This is a genomic window from Desulfovibrio simplex (assembly GCF_055387835.1).
Genome location: NZ_AP042377.1, coordinates 3,711,415 through 3,725,356, shown reverse-complemented (window position 1 = coordinate 3,725,356; position 13,942 = coordinate 3,711,415). Strand labels below are relative to the sequence as shown.

At 53.3% G+C, this 13,942-nt stretch carries 14 protein-coding genes; 7 read left to right on the top strand and 7 right to left on the bottom strand.

Annotated features, from left to right (window positions below; translation table 11 throughout):
* Positions 1–14: 14 nt before the first annotated feature.
* The 4 genes from ACZ5DH_RS15200 to ACZ5DH_RS15185 form a co-directional block, all read right to left on the bottom strand.
* Entirely contained in the window at positions 15–566 is a 552-nt protein-coding gene (locus ACZ5DH_RS15200) for a BREX protein BrxB domain-containing protein (protein WP_464255077.1), read from the bottom strand.
* Positions 559–1,344 (bottom strand): hypothetical protein, encoded by a 786-nt coding sequence (locus tag ACZ5DH_RS15195; RefSeq protein WP_464255076.1) that lies wholly within the window; start codon positions 1,342–1,344, stop codon positions 559–561. Before ACZ5DH_RS15195 ends, ACZ5DH_RS15200 begins: the two co-directional genes overlap by 8 nt.
* Positions 1,328–1,531: a methylation-associated defense system helix-turn-helix domain-containing protein MAD1 gene (gene mads1, locus ACZ5DH_RS15190; RefSeq protein WP_464255075.1), complete on the bottom strand. Its 204-nt coding sequence runs from the start codon at positions 1,529–1,531 to the stop codon at positions 1,328–1,330. The genes ACZ5DH_RS15195 and mads1 overlap by 17 nt, the downstream gene beginning before the upstream one ends.
* Before the next feature lie 138 nt (positions 1,532–1,669).
* A complete protein-coding gene (locus ACZ5DH_RS15185; protein WP_464255074.1) occupies positions 1,670–1,924 on the bottom strand; it encodes a hypothetical protein in 255 nt (84 codons plus the stop codon).
* Positions 1,925–2,143: 219 nt separating this feature from the next.
* Between ACZ5DH_RS15185 and ACZ5DH_RS15180 the strand changes: the two genes are divergently transcribed.
* The 3 genes from ACZ5DH_RS15180 to ACZ5DH_RS15170 are packed head-to-tail and all read left to right on the top strand — an operon-like array spanning position 2,144 to position 5,146.
* Complete coding sequence (locus tag ACZ5DH_RS15180; RefSeq protein WP_464255073.1) at positions 2,144–2,467, top strand: plasmid mobilization protein; 324 nt, start codon at positions 2,144–2,146, stop codon at positions 2,465–2,467.
* Entirely contained in the window at positions 2,464–4,737 is a 2,274-nt protein-coding gene (locus ACZ5DH_RS15175; RefSeq protein WP_464255072.1) for a DNA-primase RepB domain-containing protein, read from the top strand. Before ACZ5DH_RS15180 ends, ACZ5DH_RS15175 begins: the two co-directional genes overlap by 4 nt.
* 7 nt (positions 4,738–4,744) lie before the next feature.
* Positions 4,745–5,146: a hypothetical protein gene (locus ACZ5DH_RS15170; protein WP_464255071.1), complete on the top strand. Its 402-nt coding sequence runs from the start codon at positions 4,745–4,747 to the stop codon at positions 5,144–5,146.
* Between the two features lie 146 nt (positions 5,147–5,292).
* Here the strand turns inward: ACZ5DH_RS15170 and ACZ5DH_RS15165 are convergent, their stop codons facing one another.
* Entirely contained in the window at positions 5,293–5,685 is a 393-nt protein-coding gene (locus ACZ5DH_RS15165) for a helix-turn-helix domain-containing protein (RefSeq protein WP_464255070.1), read from the bottom strand.
* A 474-nt stretch (positions 5,686–6,159) separates the two neighbouring features.
* On the opposite strand from ACZ5DH_RS15165, the gene ACZ5DH_RS15160 reads away from it, so the two are divergent.
* The 4 genes from ACZ5DH_RS15160 (at position 6,160) to ACZ5DH_RS15145 (ending at position 8,189) form a co-directional block, all read left to right on the top strand.
* Entirely contained in the window at positions 6,160–6,540 is a 381-nt protein-coding gene (locus tag ACZ5DH_RS15160; RefSeq protein WP_464255069.1) for a type II toxin-antitoxin system RelE/ParE family toxin, read from the top strand.
* Entirely contained in the window at positions 6,527–6,841 is a 315-nt protein-coding gene (locus ACZ5DH_RS15155; RefSeq protein WP_464255068.1) for a helix-turn-helix domain-containing protein, read from the top strand. Before ACZ5DH_RS15160 ends, ACZ5DH_RS15155 begins: the two co-directional genes overlap by 14 nt.
* Before the next feature lie 98 nt (positions 6,842–6,939).
* Entirely contained in the window at positions 6,940–7,422 is a 483-nt protein-coding gene (locus ACZ5DH_RS15150) for a hypothetical protein (protein ID WP_464255067.1), read from the top strand.
* Entirely contained in the window at positions 7,419–8,189 is a 771-nt protein-coding gene (locus ACZ5DH_RS15145; protein ID WP_464255066.1) for a hypothetical protein, read from the top strand. Before ACZ5DH_RS15150 ends, ACZ5DH_RS15145 begins: the two co-directional genes overlap by 4 nt.
* A 35-nt stretch (positions 8,190–8,224) precedes the next feature.
* On the opposite strand, the gene ACZ5DH_RS15140 is transcribed toward ACZ5DH_RS15145, so the two are convergent.
* Complete coding sequence (locus ACZ5DH_RS15140) at positions 8,225–13,567, bottom strand: SNF2-related protein (RefSeq protein ID WP_464255065.1); 5,343 nt, start codon at positions 13,565–13,567, stop codon at positions 8,225–8,227.
* Positions 13,513–13,833 (bottom strand): hypothetical protein, encoded by a 321-nt coding sequence (locus tag ACZ5DH_RS15135; protein ID WP_464255064.1) that lies wholly within the window; start codon positions 13,831–13,833, stop codon positions 13,513–13,515. Before ACZ5DH_RS15135 ends, ACZ5DH_RS15140 begins: the two co-directional genes overlap by 55 nt.
* Between the last annotated feature and the right edge of the window lie 109 nt (positions 13,834–13,942).

Genomic DNA, 13,942 nt, shown 5'->3' with positions numbered 1-13,942 from the left:
CAGCTATCCTTCGTTCAAAATTCCTTGTCCGCAGTTATGGGCACAGCGAGATAATTCCATCCGTCATAGCCATCGAGCAATCTGTAGTTGTTGTTTTCAAAACTGCCAGGGAAAAACACCACCAAACGTCCCAAGGTCAGCGGTGCCAATTTATCAACAACATCCTTTACTTTTAGAAGGCCAAAAAGTGAGCCGACACCGGACAAGGCGACTACAGAGTCATCCCCAAAGTCGTGTTTTTGCAAAAAAGCTTCAAACTCTGTAATTATATAACTTAGGTACTTAGGCAAAAGCGTGGGCAAAAGATGTGGCTTTTGAAAATAGCTTGCGGCGTAGCGTTGTGAGGTAAGCCATATCGCAAAGGTATTTGTCAGGTCAAAAAGCCCCCAATCGTGTTCTGCTTGCCTAGTCGCAAATTCAAATTCATCTATTTTTGCCCTGAGCCAGCGTTCTTCCATTTCATTATAAACACAAAAAATGACGCGCTGTGCGGCAGCGGCATCACTGCGCCACGGCACAGAAATATATTTGCTGTAGGATTGCGTCAGCCGTTTGATCTTATTCATGAAGCCGCTCCAACTCATCCTGGCTGATTAAATTTGGAAATGTAATTTCAATAATATCGCCCATTCGTTTACAGGTAAGCCAACCTTTACGAGAGGATTCTTCTGCCAGTTCGATGATTTTTCCAGAAGGACAATCAAGCAATTTAGCGTATTCAGAATGGATAAGATTCTGCCCTCGAAAGCCGTTGAGGTAAGCAAGAAATAGTGCATAAGAAACACTTCCGGCAGAGGGGTGAGCTTGTGCTCTTATTTTTCTGGCGCGACCATTCAGGTGGCCAGATTGTGTCCAGGTAGCATTAATGTTTTGGGCGGTAGATTTCAGAGTAGCCTTGCTGAAACGCCCAGGGCTTTGTGCGTCAATAAATGCTTCAAGTGACTCTCGCGTTACGATATTTCCTTCGGATACACTCAAAATATAAGGAGCTGTGCTACGAAAAATTGGGTCACGAGCGTAAGCGCAAAGCAGTGCAAGCAATGCCCTGGATTCAGGATCACGATTCCAAAAATACAACAATGAACTGAAAAGAATATTGGCGGGGTCAAGCGAATAAAGATCAACCAGATATCTGCTGGTTAGAGTGCGCGTTTTGACAGAACGCTTGCCCAAACAATTATCATGGACGATTGCGTTTTGATAATCGCGTTTTTCAGCAGCAGCACGATTGATATAAGACAGCAGGGCACAGAGTTCTTCAAACATCATTGTGCGTGATGTGTGAGCGCCACCCAGCTCAAAACTGAAGCCTGCTCTGGCAAGACAGCTATTGTTCTTCGTCATGTCCTGCACCGGCATCACTTGCACCACCTGTTCGTACCCATTCATCTGTTTCGCTTTTTTTGAACTTCCATAGGCGACCAATTTTATGGGCGGGCAAGTTTTTTTCACTGATCCATCTGTAGATTGTGTCCCGTTTCACCCCTAAGTATTCTCCGATTTCATCTACAGATAACCATCTGTCTTCCATGATTTTTTACTCCGGCTATTTTCCATTGATCGCAGCGATATAAGCCCATGCTGTATCCTTTTTCAAACTATTAGCGGTGCAGCCAAAAGTCAAGGGTTCTATGCTACTTTGAACGTGTTTATACCAGTATGGCTGGCCTTATGCCTGTATCGGGCATTTTGATGACGCATGACGCGCCTCCATTTTCCCCAACGCCAGAGTAACTCCTTCCTCACCCAAAATCTCGCGTATTTCTTTCAGCGAATAGCCCTTTTTCAACGCCTCCTGAAAATCCCCTGCCAGTATCTCCAGAGCCTCCTCACGGGTTTTGCCCGTATCTTTTGGGGGGAGCTTCTGGAGCTTTTTTTTGACCGCCATAATCTTTTCCACCGGAATTTTTGTCTTCACTGCCATTGCTGTTGCCTCCATTTTGGGAATTTCCAGGCAGCATAGCACAAATATTCAATCCCTATCAATACGCCACTCCCTGTCATGGGTTCTTCGTGGCAGGATGGTAGTTGTCTGACGCCAACTACACCATCCTGCCAAAGGGCTTCGCCCTCTGGACTCCCAAAGGCAGCGCATTCGGCGCAGGCTTCTCACGCGCTCAAAACAAAAGACAGGGGAAAAGGCATGGCAAAGCCGAAACGTAAATTCCATAAGCGGTACACCCTATGGGTGTCGGAAGGCGAAGCAAAACAGCTTGAGGAACAAGCCAGCGTGGCCGGACTTTCGGTTTCCGAATGTCTCCGGCGGCGCGGCTTCGGGGGCAGGCCCGTGGTGGCGCAAACGGACATGGCCACGATCCGTGAATTGCGCCGCATCGGGGGCCTGCTCAAGCATCATTTTGAGACGCTACGCGAAGCCGGGGCCAGCCGTGAACTCCTCGAACAGCAGGAGGAAGCCCTGCGGATTTTGGGCCGCGCCATCGAAAGATTGGGGAGCGGAAAACCGTGATCGTGAAGAAGGTAAAGTACACCGACACGGACAAGCCCAAGGTCTGGCAAATTGGCGATCTGGTGGACTACATCCGCTATCCGCACAACATCAATGCGCAGGAAAAAGTCGCCCATGCCGGGAGCAGAAATTTTTTCGCCGCCACACATAATGGCCAGAAAGCGGAAATGATCACGCTTGCCCAGGAGAGCGTCCACAGCAAAATGCCGGTAAGCCATTGGGTGTTTTCATGGCAGGAACACGAACAGCCCACCCGCGCCCAGGTGGACGAACTGGTGGACATCTTTCTGGAACGCATGGGCCTTGTCGGGCACCAAACCGTCTATGGCCTGCACTACAATACCGAAAATTATCACGTCCACATTGCCGTCAACCGGATGCATCCTGTGACCGGAAAAGTGGTGCAGCCGCACAAGGGTTTTGACAAGGAAGAGGCTCACAAAATCCTGGCACTGGTGGAGCACAAACAGGGCTGGGCCAGCGAAGATAATTCCCGCTACACGATGATGGAAAACGGCGAGCTGGCCCGGAATCGACGACCCAAAAGGGTTCAACCGCGACAAGAAGCCATAGTAGCGGAACATGCCACCGGCGAAAAATCTGCCCAACGAATTGCCCAGGAACGCGGATATGACATCATTAAAAACGCGACTTCCTGGCCGGAGCTTCACAAGAAACTGTCGGAAAAGGGCTTGCGTTTGGAGAAAAAAGGCTCCGGGGCCATCGTTTTTGTTGGCGAAAAAGCCGTGAAGGCTTCGTCCATAGATCGGGATTTTGGCCTGAGCAAGCTATGCAAAAGACTTGGGGAATTTGTTGCTGAGGACAACCCGCCACCGCTGGAAACCATGCAGCCCGAACCTGTAAGCACGGTGAATCTGGAAGAATGGCAGGCATACCAAGCCGTTCATTCCGCGCCAAGTTCCGAACCGAAAAAGGCCGAAAAACAGCGCACCCTTGATGCCATGAAATCCCGCCACAGTACGGAACGAAAGCAAATTTTGGGAGGTCTGGGCAAACGTGGTTTACCTGCCCTCAACGCCGAAAGGCATCGTCTGAAAATGCGCCAGCGTGATGAGTTGCGGCAGTTTCGGCAGCAAGCGGGGCGCAGGCAGAAGCCCGGCAAAGGCAAACCCCGCTTTGAAACCTGGTTACGCGGGCAAGGGCTGCACGGCCATGCCGACCGTTGGCGGCACCGGAAGCGTTTTGAACCGGCACCACCGCCGCCAGCTCAGGAGCGCAACATCATGGACACAGCCGTCACATCGGAACAGCAGCAGTTCCGGCAGTACCTTGCCGCTGTGAACGCGGATCGCGTCCGCGTCACCTGCATCCGTATGAAGCCGGACGGCGGCAAAAAGGTCTTCATTCTGGACAAGAAAGACGGCGCAACCCAAGGGTTCACGCCGGAAGAGATGGAAACGCACATGCCGGAGATGCTCCGGCTTCAGCAGCGCGGCGAAAACATCTACTACACGCCGCTGTCTGAAACCCGGCATCATATCCTCATTGACGACATGACGCGGGAGAGCCTGGAAAAGCTCTACGAGGACGGCTTCCGGCCCGCCGTGGTGCTGGAAAGTTCCCCCGGCAACTATCAGTGTGTGCTCACCATCCCCAAGCTGCAAAGCGCCCACAACCGGGACGTGGGCAACCGCATCACCGAGCGCCTCAACCGTCTGTATGGGGACAAAAAGCTCTCCGGCTGCATCCACCCGCACCGCGCACCAGGCTTTGGCAACCTCAAGCCCAAACATCGGCGTGAGGACGGCTCTTTCCCCAAGGTCAAGTTGCTTCAGGCGGAAAAGCGGGAATGTGCCAAGGCTCTGGAGCTTTCGCGCCGCATTGAGCGGGAATACGCCGAGGCAGCCAAGACTCGGAAGCCGCAGACACAGCCCCCCCGCCGCCCATCGTGCGCGAACGTGCGACCCGGCGATCCTATAGCGGCCTATCAAGCGCATTACGAAAATATCCGCCAGCACCTTGCCCTGGAGGATTTATCGCGGGTGGACGCCATGATCGCCCTGCGCCTGCGGGCAACCGGCCACAGCCAGCAAGTCGTGGTCGAAGCTGTGCGCCAGTGCGGCCCCACCATCAGAGAAAAACCTGAAGGTCGCAACTGGCAACTCTATGCCGAACGCACGGCAGCCTATGCCTTTGGCACAGCCGGTGACGCGGCTCTGGCAAAGAACGAGCGGTATCTGGAGCATTGGCGGAAGATTGAAGGTGTTGGGGAAACAAATCAACAACAAACAACAATACGAATGATGTAGGATCGTTATGATAGTCACTGATAGTGAGGCTTGGCGTTTGTGGAAGGATGGAAAAGAAAAAAACATTAAAACTTGTATCCCCCTGGAGGAGTTTGTCGAACAAGCGGAAGAACTTATAAGGCTATGGGTTGCCGAGAAACCAAATATAAACCGGAGCGAACGGCTAAAGCTGACTTTATACAGATTCCGTTATGCCGTTAGTGTGGCTCATGCAGCAAAAATGTTTGGTATCCCTGAGAGAAAGGCCAGAGAGTTCCATCAACGAGTCCTTTGTGGGGTTATGAGCCGTGTCAAGTATCTCGCCACGGTTCATGCGGGGGAACAATATGAGTTTCATGTTTTTGCTGTGCTGAACATGCTGTACGAACGCTTTGAAAAACAAGCCGCTGCACCGCAAGCATCCGCCTAAACTGAGATAAACAGGATAGCTGATAAGGTTTGAGGCCGTTGTGGCGATAACGCCAACGGCCCAATCTTCGCCGTCCAGGGTGCGATGTTTCCCGGATATAAGGGCGCTCCGGGGTGGGCGACATTGAATTGTTGGAGCACTTCTGTTCAGCCGTCCTCACTCTGAGCTATCAATCGCACAGCGCGTCTCACAACTTCTTGCACCAATTCATCAGTCGTGCATGCGTGTGGAGGGCAACGCACGACAATCGGGGCGCTCTTCTCAGGCATGGGAGTTATGTGCTCTGACGGTTGCAGCATCCGCGCCCCTTGCCCGGTCAGAACCCAGGTGGGATTGATCCACTTCTTGCACAACAACGTGAGCAGCCAGTCGGCAGGAACAGAACCGCGCTTTTTTGCGTCAGAAATTGACGATTGCCGGACGCCCAAGAATTCCGCGAGTTCAGACTGTGTGCGGCAACCAGCCGCTTCAAAAACGCGGGAAAGAGCGGAAGGATCGCACAAAGCGGCTCTTCCATAGGGGTCAGGAACTTCGGTCATGACAAGCTCTCCGGTGTATTGCCAGACTGGCAATCACCGAAAAGCGATTGCCGGGAGCTTCTAACCGTCCTAGCGGCGGCGGAGTTATTCCCCGGAAGGGTATTGTATTCCTCGCACACCCGGCAGACCATACGACAAGAGAATGTCGCCAACCAGCGAATGCGGGAAAGCGACCCCGTGGATGAGCCACGGCCCGCTAGGATTTAAGGTGTTAGAAGCACCTACGCTTTTTATGCCCGAAGGCAGCGCGAAAAGCAACGGTGTAGACCCGCCCCCCCCGACCAAGTTTGAGCGGGGGTGGTCATGACGGCAACCCTTCGGAAATTTCGAAGAGTTCAGTATCAAGGTACACATGAAAGAGATGTTGCAAAAAACTCCCTACCCCGTAATAACCCGTAGCTCTTGCCAGAAAGACGGACAGCATCTTGACCGCTATACGACTGAGTAGTATATTTACCGCAGAAAGGACACAGCATGAAGCGTATCTTGAAAACGCGCCCCTTCAACCGTTGGCTGCGCAAAACGCTTTTAACCGATAACGCGCTCCTCAAGGCTATTGGCGAGATGGAGCGAGGGCTTGTAGACGCCGACTTGGGCGGCGATGTTTACAAAAAACGGGTGGCCTTGCCCGGACGCGGCAAAAGCGGCAGTACTCGGACACTTATTGCCACGAATCGGGAAGATCGTTGGATTTTTCTATTTGGCTTTGAGAAAAACGACAGAGAAAATATTACTCAGGCAGAGCTTAGCTATTTGCAAGGAGCTGCCCAGATTTTTCTTGGCTATTCCAGTGACGATTTACAATCGGCCATTGCCAGGGGAGATTTTTTGGAGGTGCATCATGACGAAGCATAGCCGTATTATTGAAGAAATGCACGAAACAGTGCAAGGTCTACACGCTGGCGGGTTAATCGACGAACGGCGTATGCGTGAATTTGAAGCCCTCTATCGGGCTAACCAAGTGCCCCAGTTCAATGCGGACAGCGTGAAGGCTCTGCGCTCCCGCCTGAATGTCAGCCAGGCGGCGTTGGCCATCATCATCAATACCAGTGCCGCCACTGTACGCGCCTGGGAGGCCGGAACAAAGAACCCTGGCGGGCCTTCATGCAAGCTGCTGGAAATTCTGGACAGGAAGGGGTTGGAGGCGTTGCTATAGTTTATGCAAGATGAGGAAGTGTGCCTTCTCTACAACGAATTTAGAAACCTTATTTTTTAGGTTCACACTCACTTACATACCCAGAATAAAGGATAAATATGAGTATAACAGTCGAAGATTACACACTATCGGAGGCTATTCACACGGCTTCCACAGAATTACTTATCCTACCGTGGCATACATCCCAAGAAAACAAAGTTCATGGAAAAGCTGTTTACCCAGAGTCAGCTTCAACCATTGTGAAGTTGTTACGCGAAAATTCGATTAGAGTCGAGCTTGCCGAAGGTTGTATTTCTGATGTCATTCTAGAAGATAGACGTTCTATAGAATGGCTTGGCCCTATTATATTTTTTTCTATGGATGCAATTCATCAAAACCCTGTAATAGTAAGTGTGACTCTGAATATAATATCAAATTACCTGAGTAATGTTTTATTTGGGGATAGAGTGTCACAAACTGAACCTACTGCAAAATTAGAAGTTGTCATTCAAGATAAAAGATGCACGAAAAAAATTGAATATAATGGACCTGTGTCTGGACTTACTGAAATTGAAAAGATAATAGAGGCAATTAAGAAATGAGAAACAGCATCTCTTGTGAAGATGTTATCATTAAACTTGATCAGCTGCTTGAACAGGCTGAGTCTGCCACGCCTCTGATAACAGACAAGCAAATTCAACTTGAACAAAAAAGCATATTAGCAAAGAACTTACAGGATATAAAAAAATATAAAGAGCAAGTAATAATTAAACAAGAAGAAGGGATTGCAAATTTATTTTTATATTATCAGTGTGCATTTAATTCAAAAATATCACATTTTGAGATGTGCCTTAATATTAAAAATGAACAGCATCATGCAGCATGGATATATCTTATAGACATGCAAGACTATTATAAGTATGCTATACAAGCCTTCAAGATGAGCATATTTTCATCTAACGATATAATAATCAACAGATTGCTTGAGTACAAGCAGCATATTCAATCTATTGAAGATGTAATTTTTCGTAAAATGCCAATTTATCAATCTTGTGGACTAAAAATTAGTGGTGGAAAATGCTCTGTATGTGAAAAACTCATTGATACATGTACGCATATTGAAGAGTGCATATATATGGGGCGTGTTTGTAAAAGGATTTTTGATAAAAATACTTTTATTGAACTTGAGCACGGAGCACTTGTAACAAACCCGAAAGATAGACGGTGCATAATTACTAAGTTTACCGATAAAGATGGTAGCGAAATAGACAACATAACCCAAAAAAGGGTGTCGAAAAGGAAAAATTTATCTAAAAAAAATAAATTTGAAGGATATCTAGTATACACAAAACAATTAGATATCTTTTAATCTAAATATAAATCATCCCACAGAACACATGGTATTTACATTTTTTGTGCAATATTTCTCTTAGCCGTCTCCATTTTGAGGGTACTTACTTCGAGGGTAACGTTTACTTGGCTTTCACTGAGGGCAATCTTCGGCTCCCGCTCGCTCACATAGCCCGGCTCGTCCTGCATACGCTTCAGCTCACGCATGACAGCACTGTGATTTTCCCGCACCAGAGCCAGTTCGCCCTGTTGCGGGAATTCGTGCCCCAGAGCAGCCTTGACGGTATCCAGTTCCGCCATTTCCAGGCGCACATTGGTCTGGTAGGTCTGAAAGGCTTGCTCCAGACCCTTCTCAAGGAAGTTATCCAGCCGTTGAAACATGCCGGATAAGCTGAATTTCTCCTCAAAGCCATAGATCAGATTGTCCGGCTGGAACTCTTGCTCACCCATGCCCTTGAGAGCCAGGCGGAAGCCGTCACCGCCCGGCGCTTGCGAACTGCGCAGCATGGACACCTCAAAGCCCCGGTACTTGCCCAAGGTGGGCTTGGCCCGTGATTCCCGCGTGATCTCCTTCACCCCTTCACGCAGGATATTTTGGATCTGCTCACTGTGCTTTTCCGTCAGCAGCTTGCCGTCTTTAAGCCATTCCAGCCGGATGCGCTCTTTGCCCTTTTCGGTGAAGGTGCGGGTGTTGCCGTCACGCAGGCCGCAGTTGGCGGCATAGTCCGCCTGTGCCTTGGCAAGGCGCTCTTCGGCAGCGCCAAGCCACTTCAGTCTATCCCGCAGCCGGTGTTGCGACCGCTGATGCTGTGAATACAGGGCTTCCAGCTTGCGCAGGTCGCTGGCCAGCTTCACCTGCATGAGAATGAGCGGATTGCCGGAGGCCGCAGCCTTCATATCCGCCGCGTTGGCGGCTTCGGACTGCACATCATCAATGACACGCTGGAGCAGATCGCCCTTGCGGAATTGCTCGATGGCAGCGGCCTTGTGCTCTATGGTCTGCCACATGCGCGCGTCATAAGTCTGTTTTGTGGCGTAATAATAGACGCCTACGGCAAATTTGTCCGGGTCACGCTCATAGAGCATGTTGCCCTGGCGGATGATGCGCCCGTTGCGCTGTTCCAAATCGCTTGGCCTCCAGGGCGCGTCCAGGTGATGCGCGGCAACAAGGCGTTTTTGCACGTTCATGCCCGCGCCCATTTTGGCCGTGGAGCCGAGCAAAATACGCACCCGCCCGGCCTGCATGTCGGAAAAGAGCTTGCCCTTGCGGATGTCGGTATTGGCATCGTGGATGAAGGCGATCTCGTCAGCAGGAATGCCGCGCTCCATAAGCTTTTGCCGCATGTCATCGTAAACGGAGAAACGCGAGCCAGCGGCCACGCAGGCGTCCATGTCCGCTGCTACGGAGCTGTCCGCGCCATCATCGTCGCCTGGCTCCACCGCGTCTTCGCTAGCATCTGCGCCTGCCCGGTCATCCTCCATACCTGGCTCCATGCCCGGTTCCACGTTTGCCTCCATACCGGAATCCGTGCCTGCCCCCGCGCCTGGCTCCACGTCTGACTGCGCGGCAAAGTCCTCTTCCACAAACTCCAACCCGGGGACGGGCGCAGGAGCTGCCGAGCCGCCCTTGGGCGTGGACAGGTCGCAGAACACGAGCTGCGTCCCTTTGTCCGCCGCCGTGTCCTGCCAAATCTGAAAAATACGCTCCACTGCGGCGTTGCTTTTGGAGCCGTCATAGTCTCCGGCCTCCGGGTCAATGAGGCGATAATCCAGCCCGGCCTTGCGGGCGTCATTGGTGATTTTGAGCGGATTGTCGATGCGCGGGTCTTTGGGCAAATGCTCCATGCGCTCGATGATCTCTTCCATGTACGCAGCCTGACCCGTGGAACGCTCCACCACATGGTTGAAGGGCTTGCCGCCCTCCACCGGAGGCGTGAGCGGTCGCAGCCCGGCCTTGGCAGCCTGTTCGTCCAGATCACCTTTCGTCACCACGTCCGCAAAGGAGCGGTACATGGAAAGCAGCTCCGGCACGTTCTGGAAGCTGGCGAAGCGGCTTTTGAGCTTGTAATTCACCCCCGTGGCGTCCAGCTCCCAACCGTTGGTGATCTGCCCGAAGGTAGAAGCCCAGGCGTCAAAATACTCAATATTCTTGTTTTTCAGCTCCTCAAACTGCAAATAGCGTTGCAGGGTGTAGACTTCGGCAATGGTATTGCTGATCGGCGTCCCGGTCATGAAGTACACGCCCCGGCCCTCGTGCTTTTTTTGCAGGTAACGGCACTTAATAAACATATCCAAAGCTTTTGCTGAACCCGTGATATTGCCAAGGCCGGACACATTCATGGTGGTGGTATAGCTCAGATTCTTGAACTCGTGGCTCTCGTCCACAAAGAGCGCGTCCACGCCCAGGTCGGCAAAGTCCACCGAGCGATCCTTGGCCCCGGTTCCGGCCATGAGCTTTTCATAGCGGGTTTCCATCTTCTCGCGCTGTTTTTCAAGCTGCTTGATGGTGGCCCGGCCCCCGTCGTTTTCCTTGGTCTCGGAAATGGCCGTAATCACCGCGTCAATCTGCTCTTGCAGGATTTCTTCCTGCATGTCGCGGGGCATGTCGATCTTTTTGAAGCTGGAATGCGCCACCACAACGGCGTCCCAATCGCCGGTGGCCACGCGGCTGAAGAGCCGTTCGCGGTTCTGCTTGGTGAAGTCGTTTTTGTCGGCCACCAGAATGTTGGCCCCCGGATAGAGGCGGTAAAACTCGTCGCGCCACTGGTACAGCAGGTGGTTGGGCACCACCACCATCGGCTTGTTGAGAAAGCCCATGCGCTTCGATTCCATAATCGTGGCTATGCAGGCCATAGTCTTGCCCGCGCCGACCACATGGTCAAAAAGCGACGTGCCCTCCTGAATGGAGCGCCAGACCACATCCTTCTGATGCGGCCGCAAGGTCACATCTGAAGACGCGCCCACGAGTTGAACGTGCGAACCGTCATAGCGCGGCGGCACATGGGTGTTGAAGCGTTCGTTGTACAGCGAGGCCAGCATGGTGCGGCGCTCATCATCCGCCCATACCCAATCCAGAAAAGTCTGGCGCACCTCGTCGGCCTTCTGCATGGCGGCGGCTGTGAGTTCCTGATCCACCACCATGATGGGGCGGTCGTTGTCGTCGTACTGGCCGCTTTCCTTCTCCACCTTGATGGGCCGATTGGTGAGCAGAGATTCCAGAATCTTGGAGGCCGGATATTCGGGAATGCCCCACACTTCCGTGTTGGCCGCATGGTCATAGACGCTGACCTTGGCTTCCCAGCGGCCCAGGATGGGCACATAGTTGATGGTCTGGTGGCCCCGGCCCCCGTGAATGCGCTCTTCAATGAAGTCGGCAAGCACCTCGCCGGGCACCCAGGTGGAGCCGAACTTAATGCCGATGTCCACGGCCTCAATGTCAGGGGGCATGGCCGCTGCGAGGGCTTCCACGTTGGGCCGGTACTGCGGGTCTTCCTGCGCGGCAGCCTGTGCCGTGCGCAACTTCTCCCGCACGTTGCCGGTGAGGTATTTGTCGCTGATCTCCCATTCCGCGCTGGCCGGATTGCGAAAAATCAAGCCCTCGTCCTGCAATTCCTTCTGGATGGACGCGGCAGGCCGGTGCAGCAACTGATCCATGCGGGCAAAGTCCACCTTGCCCGATTCACGCAGCGTGATGACCAGGGCGTCCTTGGCACTTTCGGCCCGTTCCGCAGCTTGGGTGGGCTTGAGCACACGTTGCCGGAAAATAGCCGCCTTCCGCGCTGACGCGGGCCGGGGGGAACGGCCTTGCCGTTTGGCCAGGTCTTTGGACAAGCCCTTGTCGTATTCCAGTTCCAGCGATTCCAGCAGCGAATGCTCCGGGTCTTCGCGCATGAGGGAACGGTTGGTCTGGGAGTTGAGATGCCCGTGCCGCCGCGTGAAGGCATCGTACTGCACGTTGAGCTGCCGCCGTGCGGCTTCGATGCGGGACTCTTCCGCGTCGGTCTTTTCGGCGTTGAGCAGCTCACGCAGGCTGTCGCGTATCTGGATCATGGCGGCGAGGCGCTGCCGGGCGGTATCGCTCTTGACCGGAACCTCATCGTAAGAGGCATCGCCAAAGCCCCCGGCAGTCTTGAAGACGATTTTGCGGCTCTGCGGTTCCACGCAGAGCGCGCCCATTTTCAGGGACTGGAAGTAGGCGGAGGCGATGAAGGCTTCATTGCGCTTGGCGCTGTCCACCTCTTCCGCCCTTTCCGTGCGTGGCGTATATTGCATGGGCGGGAGCACGGCCAGCCGCTTGGAAATTTCCGCGCTCAGGTCAATGTCCGGCGAGGCCACGCAGTTGAGCGCGTCCTGAAACATGCCTCCAGAATAGACCATGTTGCCGATGATCTGGCCGGGCAGTTCGGCAAAATACTTGTTGATGACCGCAGGCCGGGTGCCGCCTTCCTTTGTGTCTTCCGCCTCGGTGGTGGCGGTCTGCGTCCAGTCCGTGCTGCGGAGGCGCGGGCCGTCATGTTTACGGAAAAAGAGGATGTCGGTGGTTACGTCCGTAAGGGCATTCTGGCGAAAGGCGGTTTCCGGCAGGCGCACAGCCCCCAGGAGATCAGCATATTCTGCAATATGCTCACGGGCAGCGGGATCAACCGCATCCATAAAGAAGCGGCTGACCACAAAAGCCCCGATGCCGCCGGGGCGCAGCAGGTTCAGGGATTTTGCCAGAAAGTAGTTGTGGATGGAGAAATTGCGCAGTTCTGGAAAGTTGGGATCGTAGAGGGTCTGCTTGCCAAAGGGCGGGTTGCCCACAACCAGATCGAAATTGGCCCGCTGAAGCTCCACATTCTGAAAGCCGTTATTGATGTGGCGGGTCTTGGGGTAGAGATAGCGGGAAATGGCCGCTGTGGTCGGGTCAAGCTCCACAGCCACAAACTTGCTGTCATAGCCTTCTGGCATGAGGCCCATGAAGTTGCCGATGCCTGCCGAAGGTTCCAGAACCCGCAGCGGCCCGCCCTCTCTCAAGCCCAGAGTGTTTAGGCCCTGATAAATGCCATTGATGACGGTTTCGGAGGTGAAGTGCGCGTCCTGGGTGGAGCGGCGGGCCTTGGCGTATTCGTCGGGCGCAAGCAGGTTTTGCAATTCCTGATACTCCGCAGCCCACTTTTCATTGCGCTGGTCAAAGGCTTGAGGCAGACCGCCCCAGCCCACATAGCGCACCAGAATTTTCTTATCGTCCGGCCCGGCAACCTCCACCTTGCGCTCCTGCAAATCCTTGAGCAGGCGGATGGCGGCAATGTTGTCGGCAAACTTGGTTTTCGCACCGCCGTGGCCAAGCCGGTCGTCCGAGCCTATGTGGTAATTCTCAGGCTCGTATCCACCCCGGCGTTCTGCAAAATCTCCCAATCGCTCATCCCTTGGCGGCTCGCCTCCCAGGCCGAATCCGAGTTCAGCACGTTCGCTTCCCTCGTGCATTGCTGATCCAGCGTCACCAGCAAGTCCAGCGTGTGAATCGCTTCCAGACGGCGCAACTCGTCCGGCTGGTTCAGCGCCCAGCGATCCAGAATCAAATAAGCTGAGTTGGGAAATCCGCCCTGGCGCACTTCGCGGATGGTTTCCGGGCGCAGCACTGTGCGGGCGATTTCCAGCGGGGCTGTTTGTCTGTCGAGCATGATGCTCCTCCTTTTTGTCGGCCTGAGCTTTCTCGCGCCGAAGTTGTTCTATCTGGTCAGCCGTTACGTCAAAATTGAACGAAAGCTGCCGGGGGTCGTAGGTCTGTTT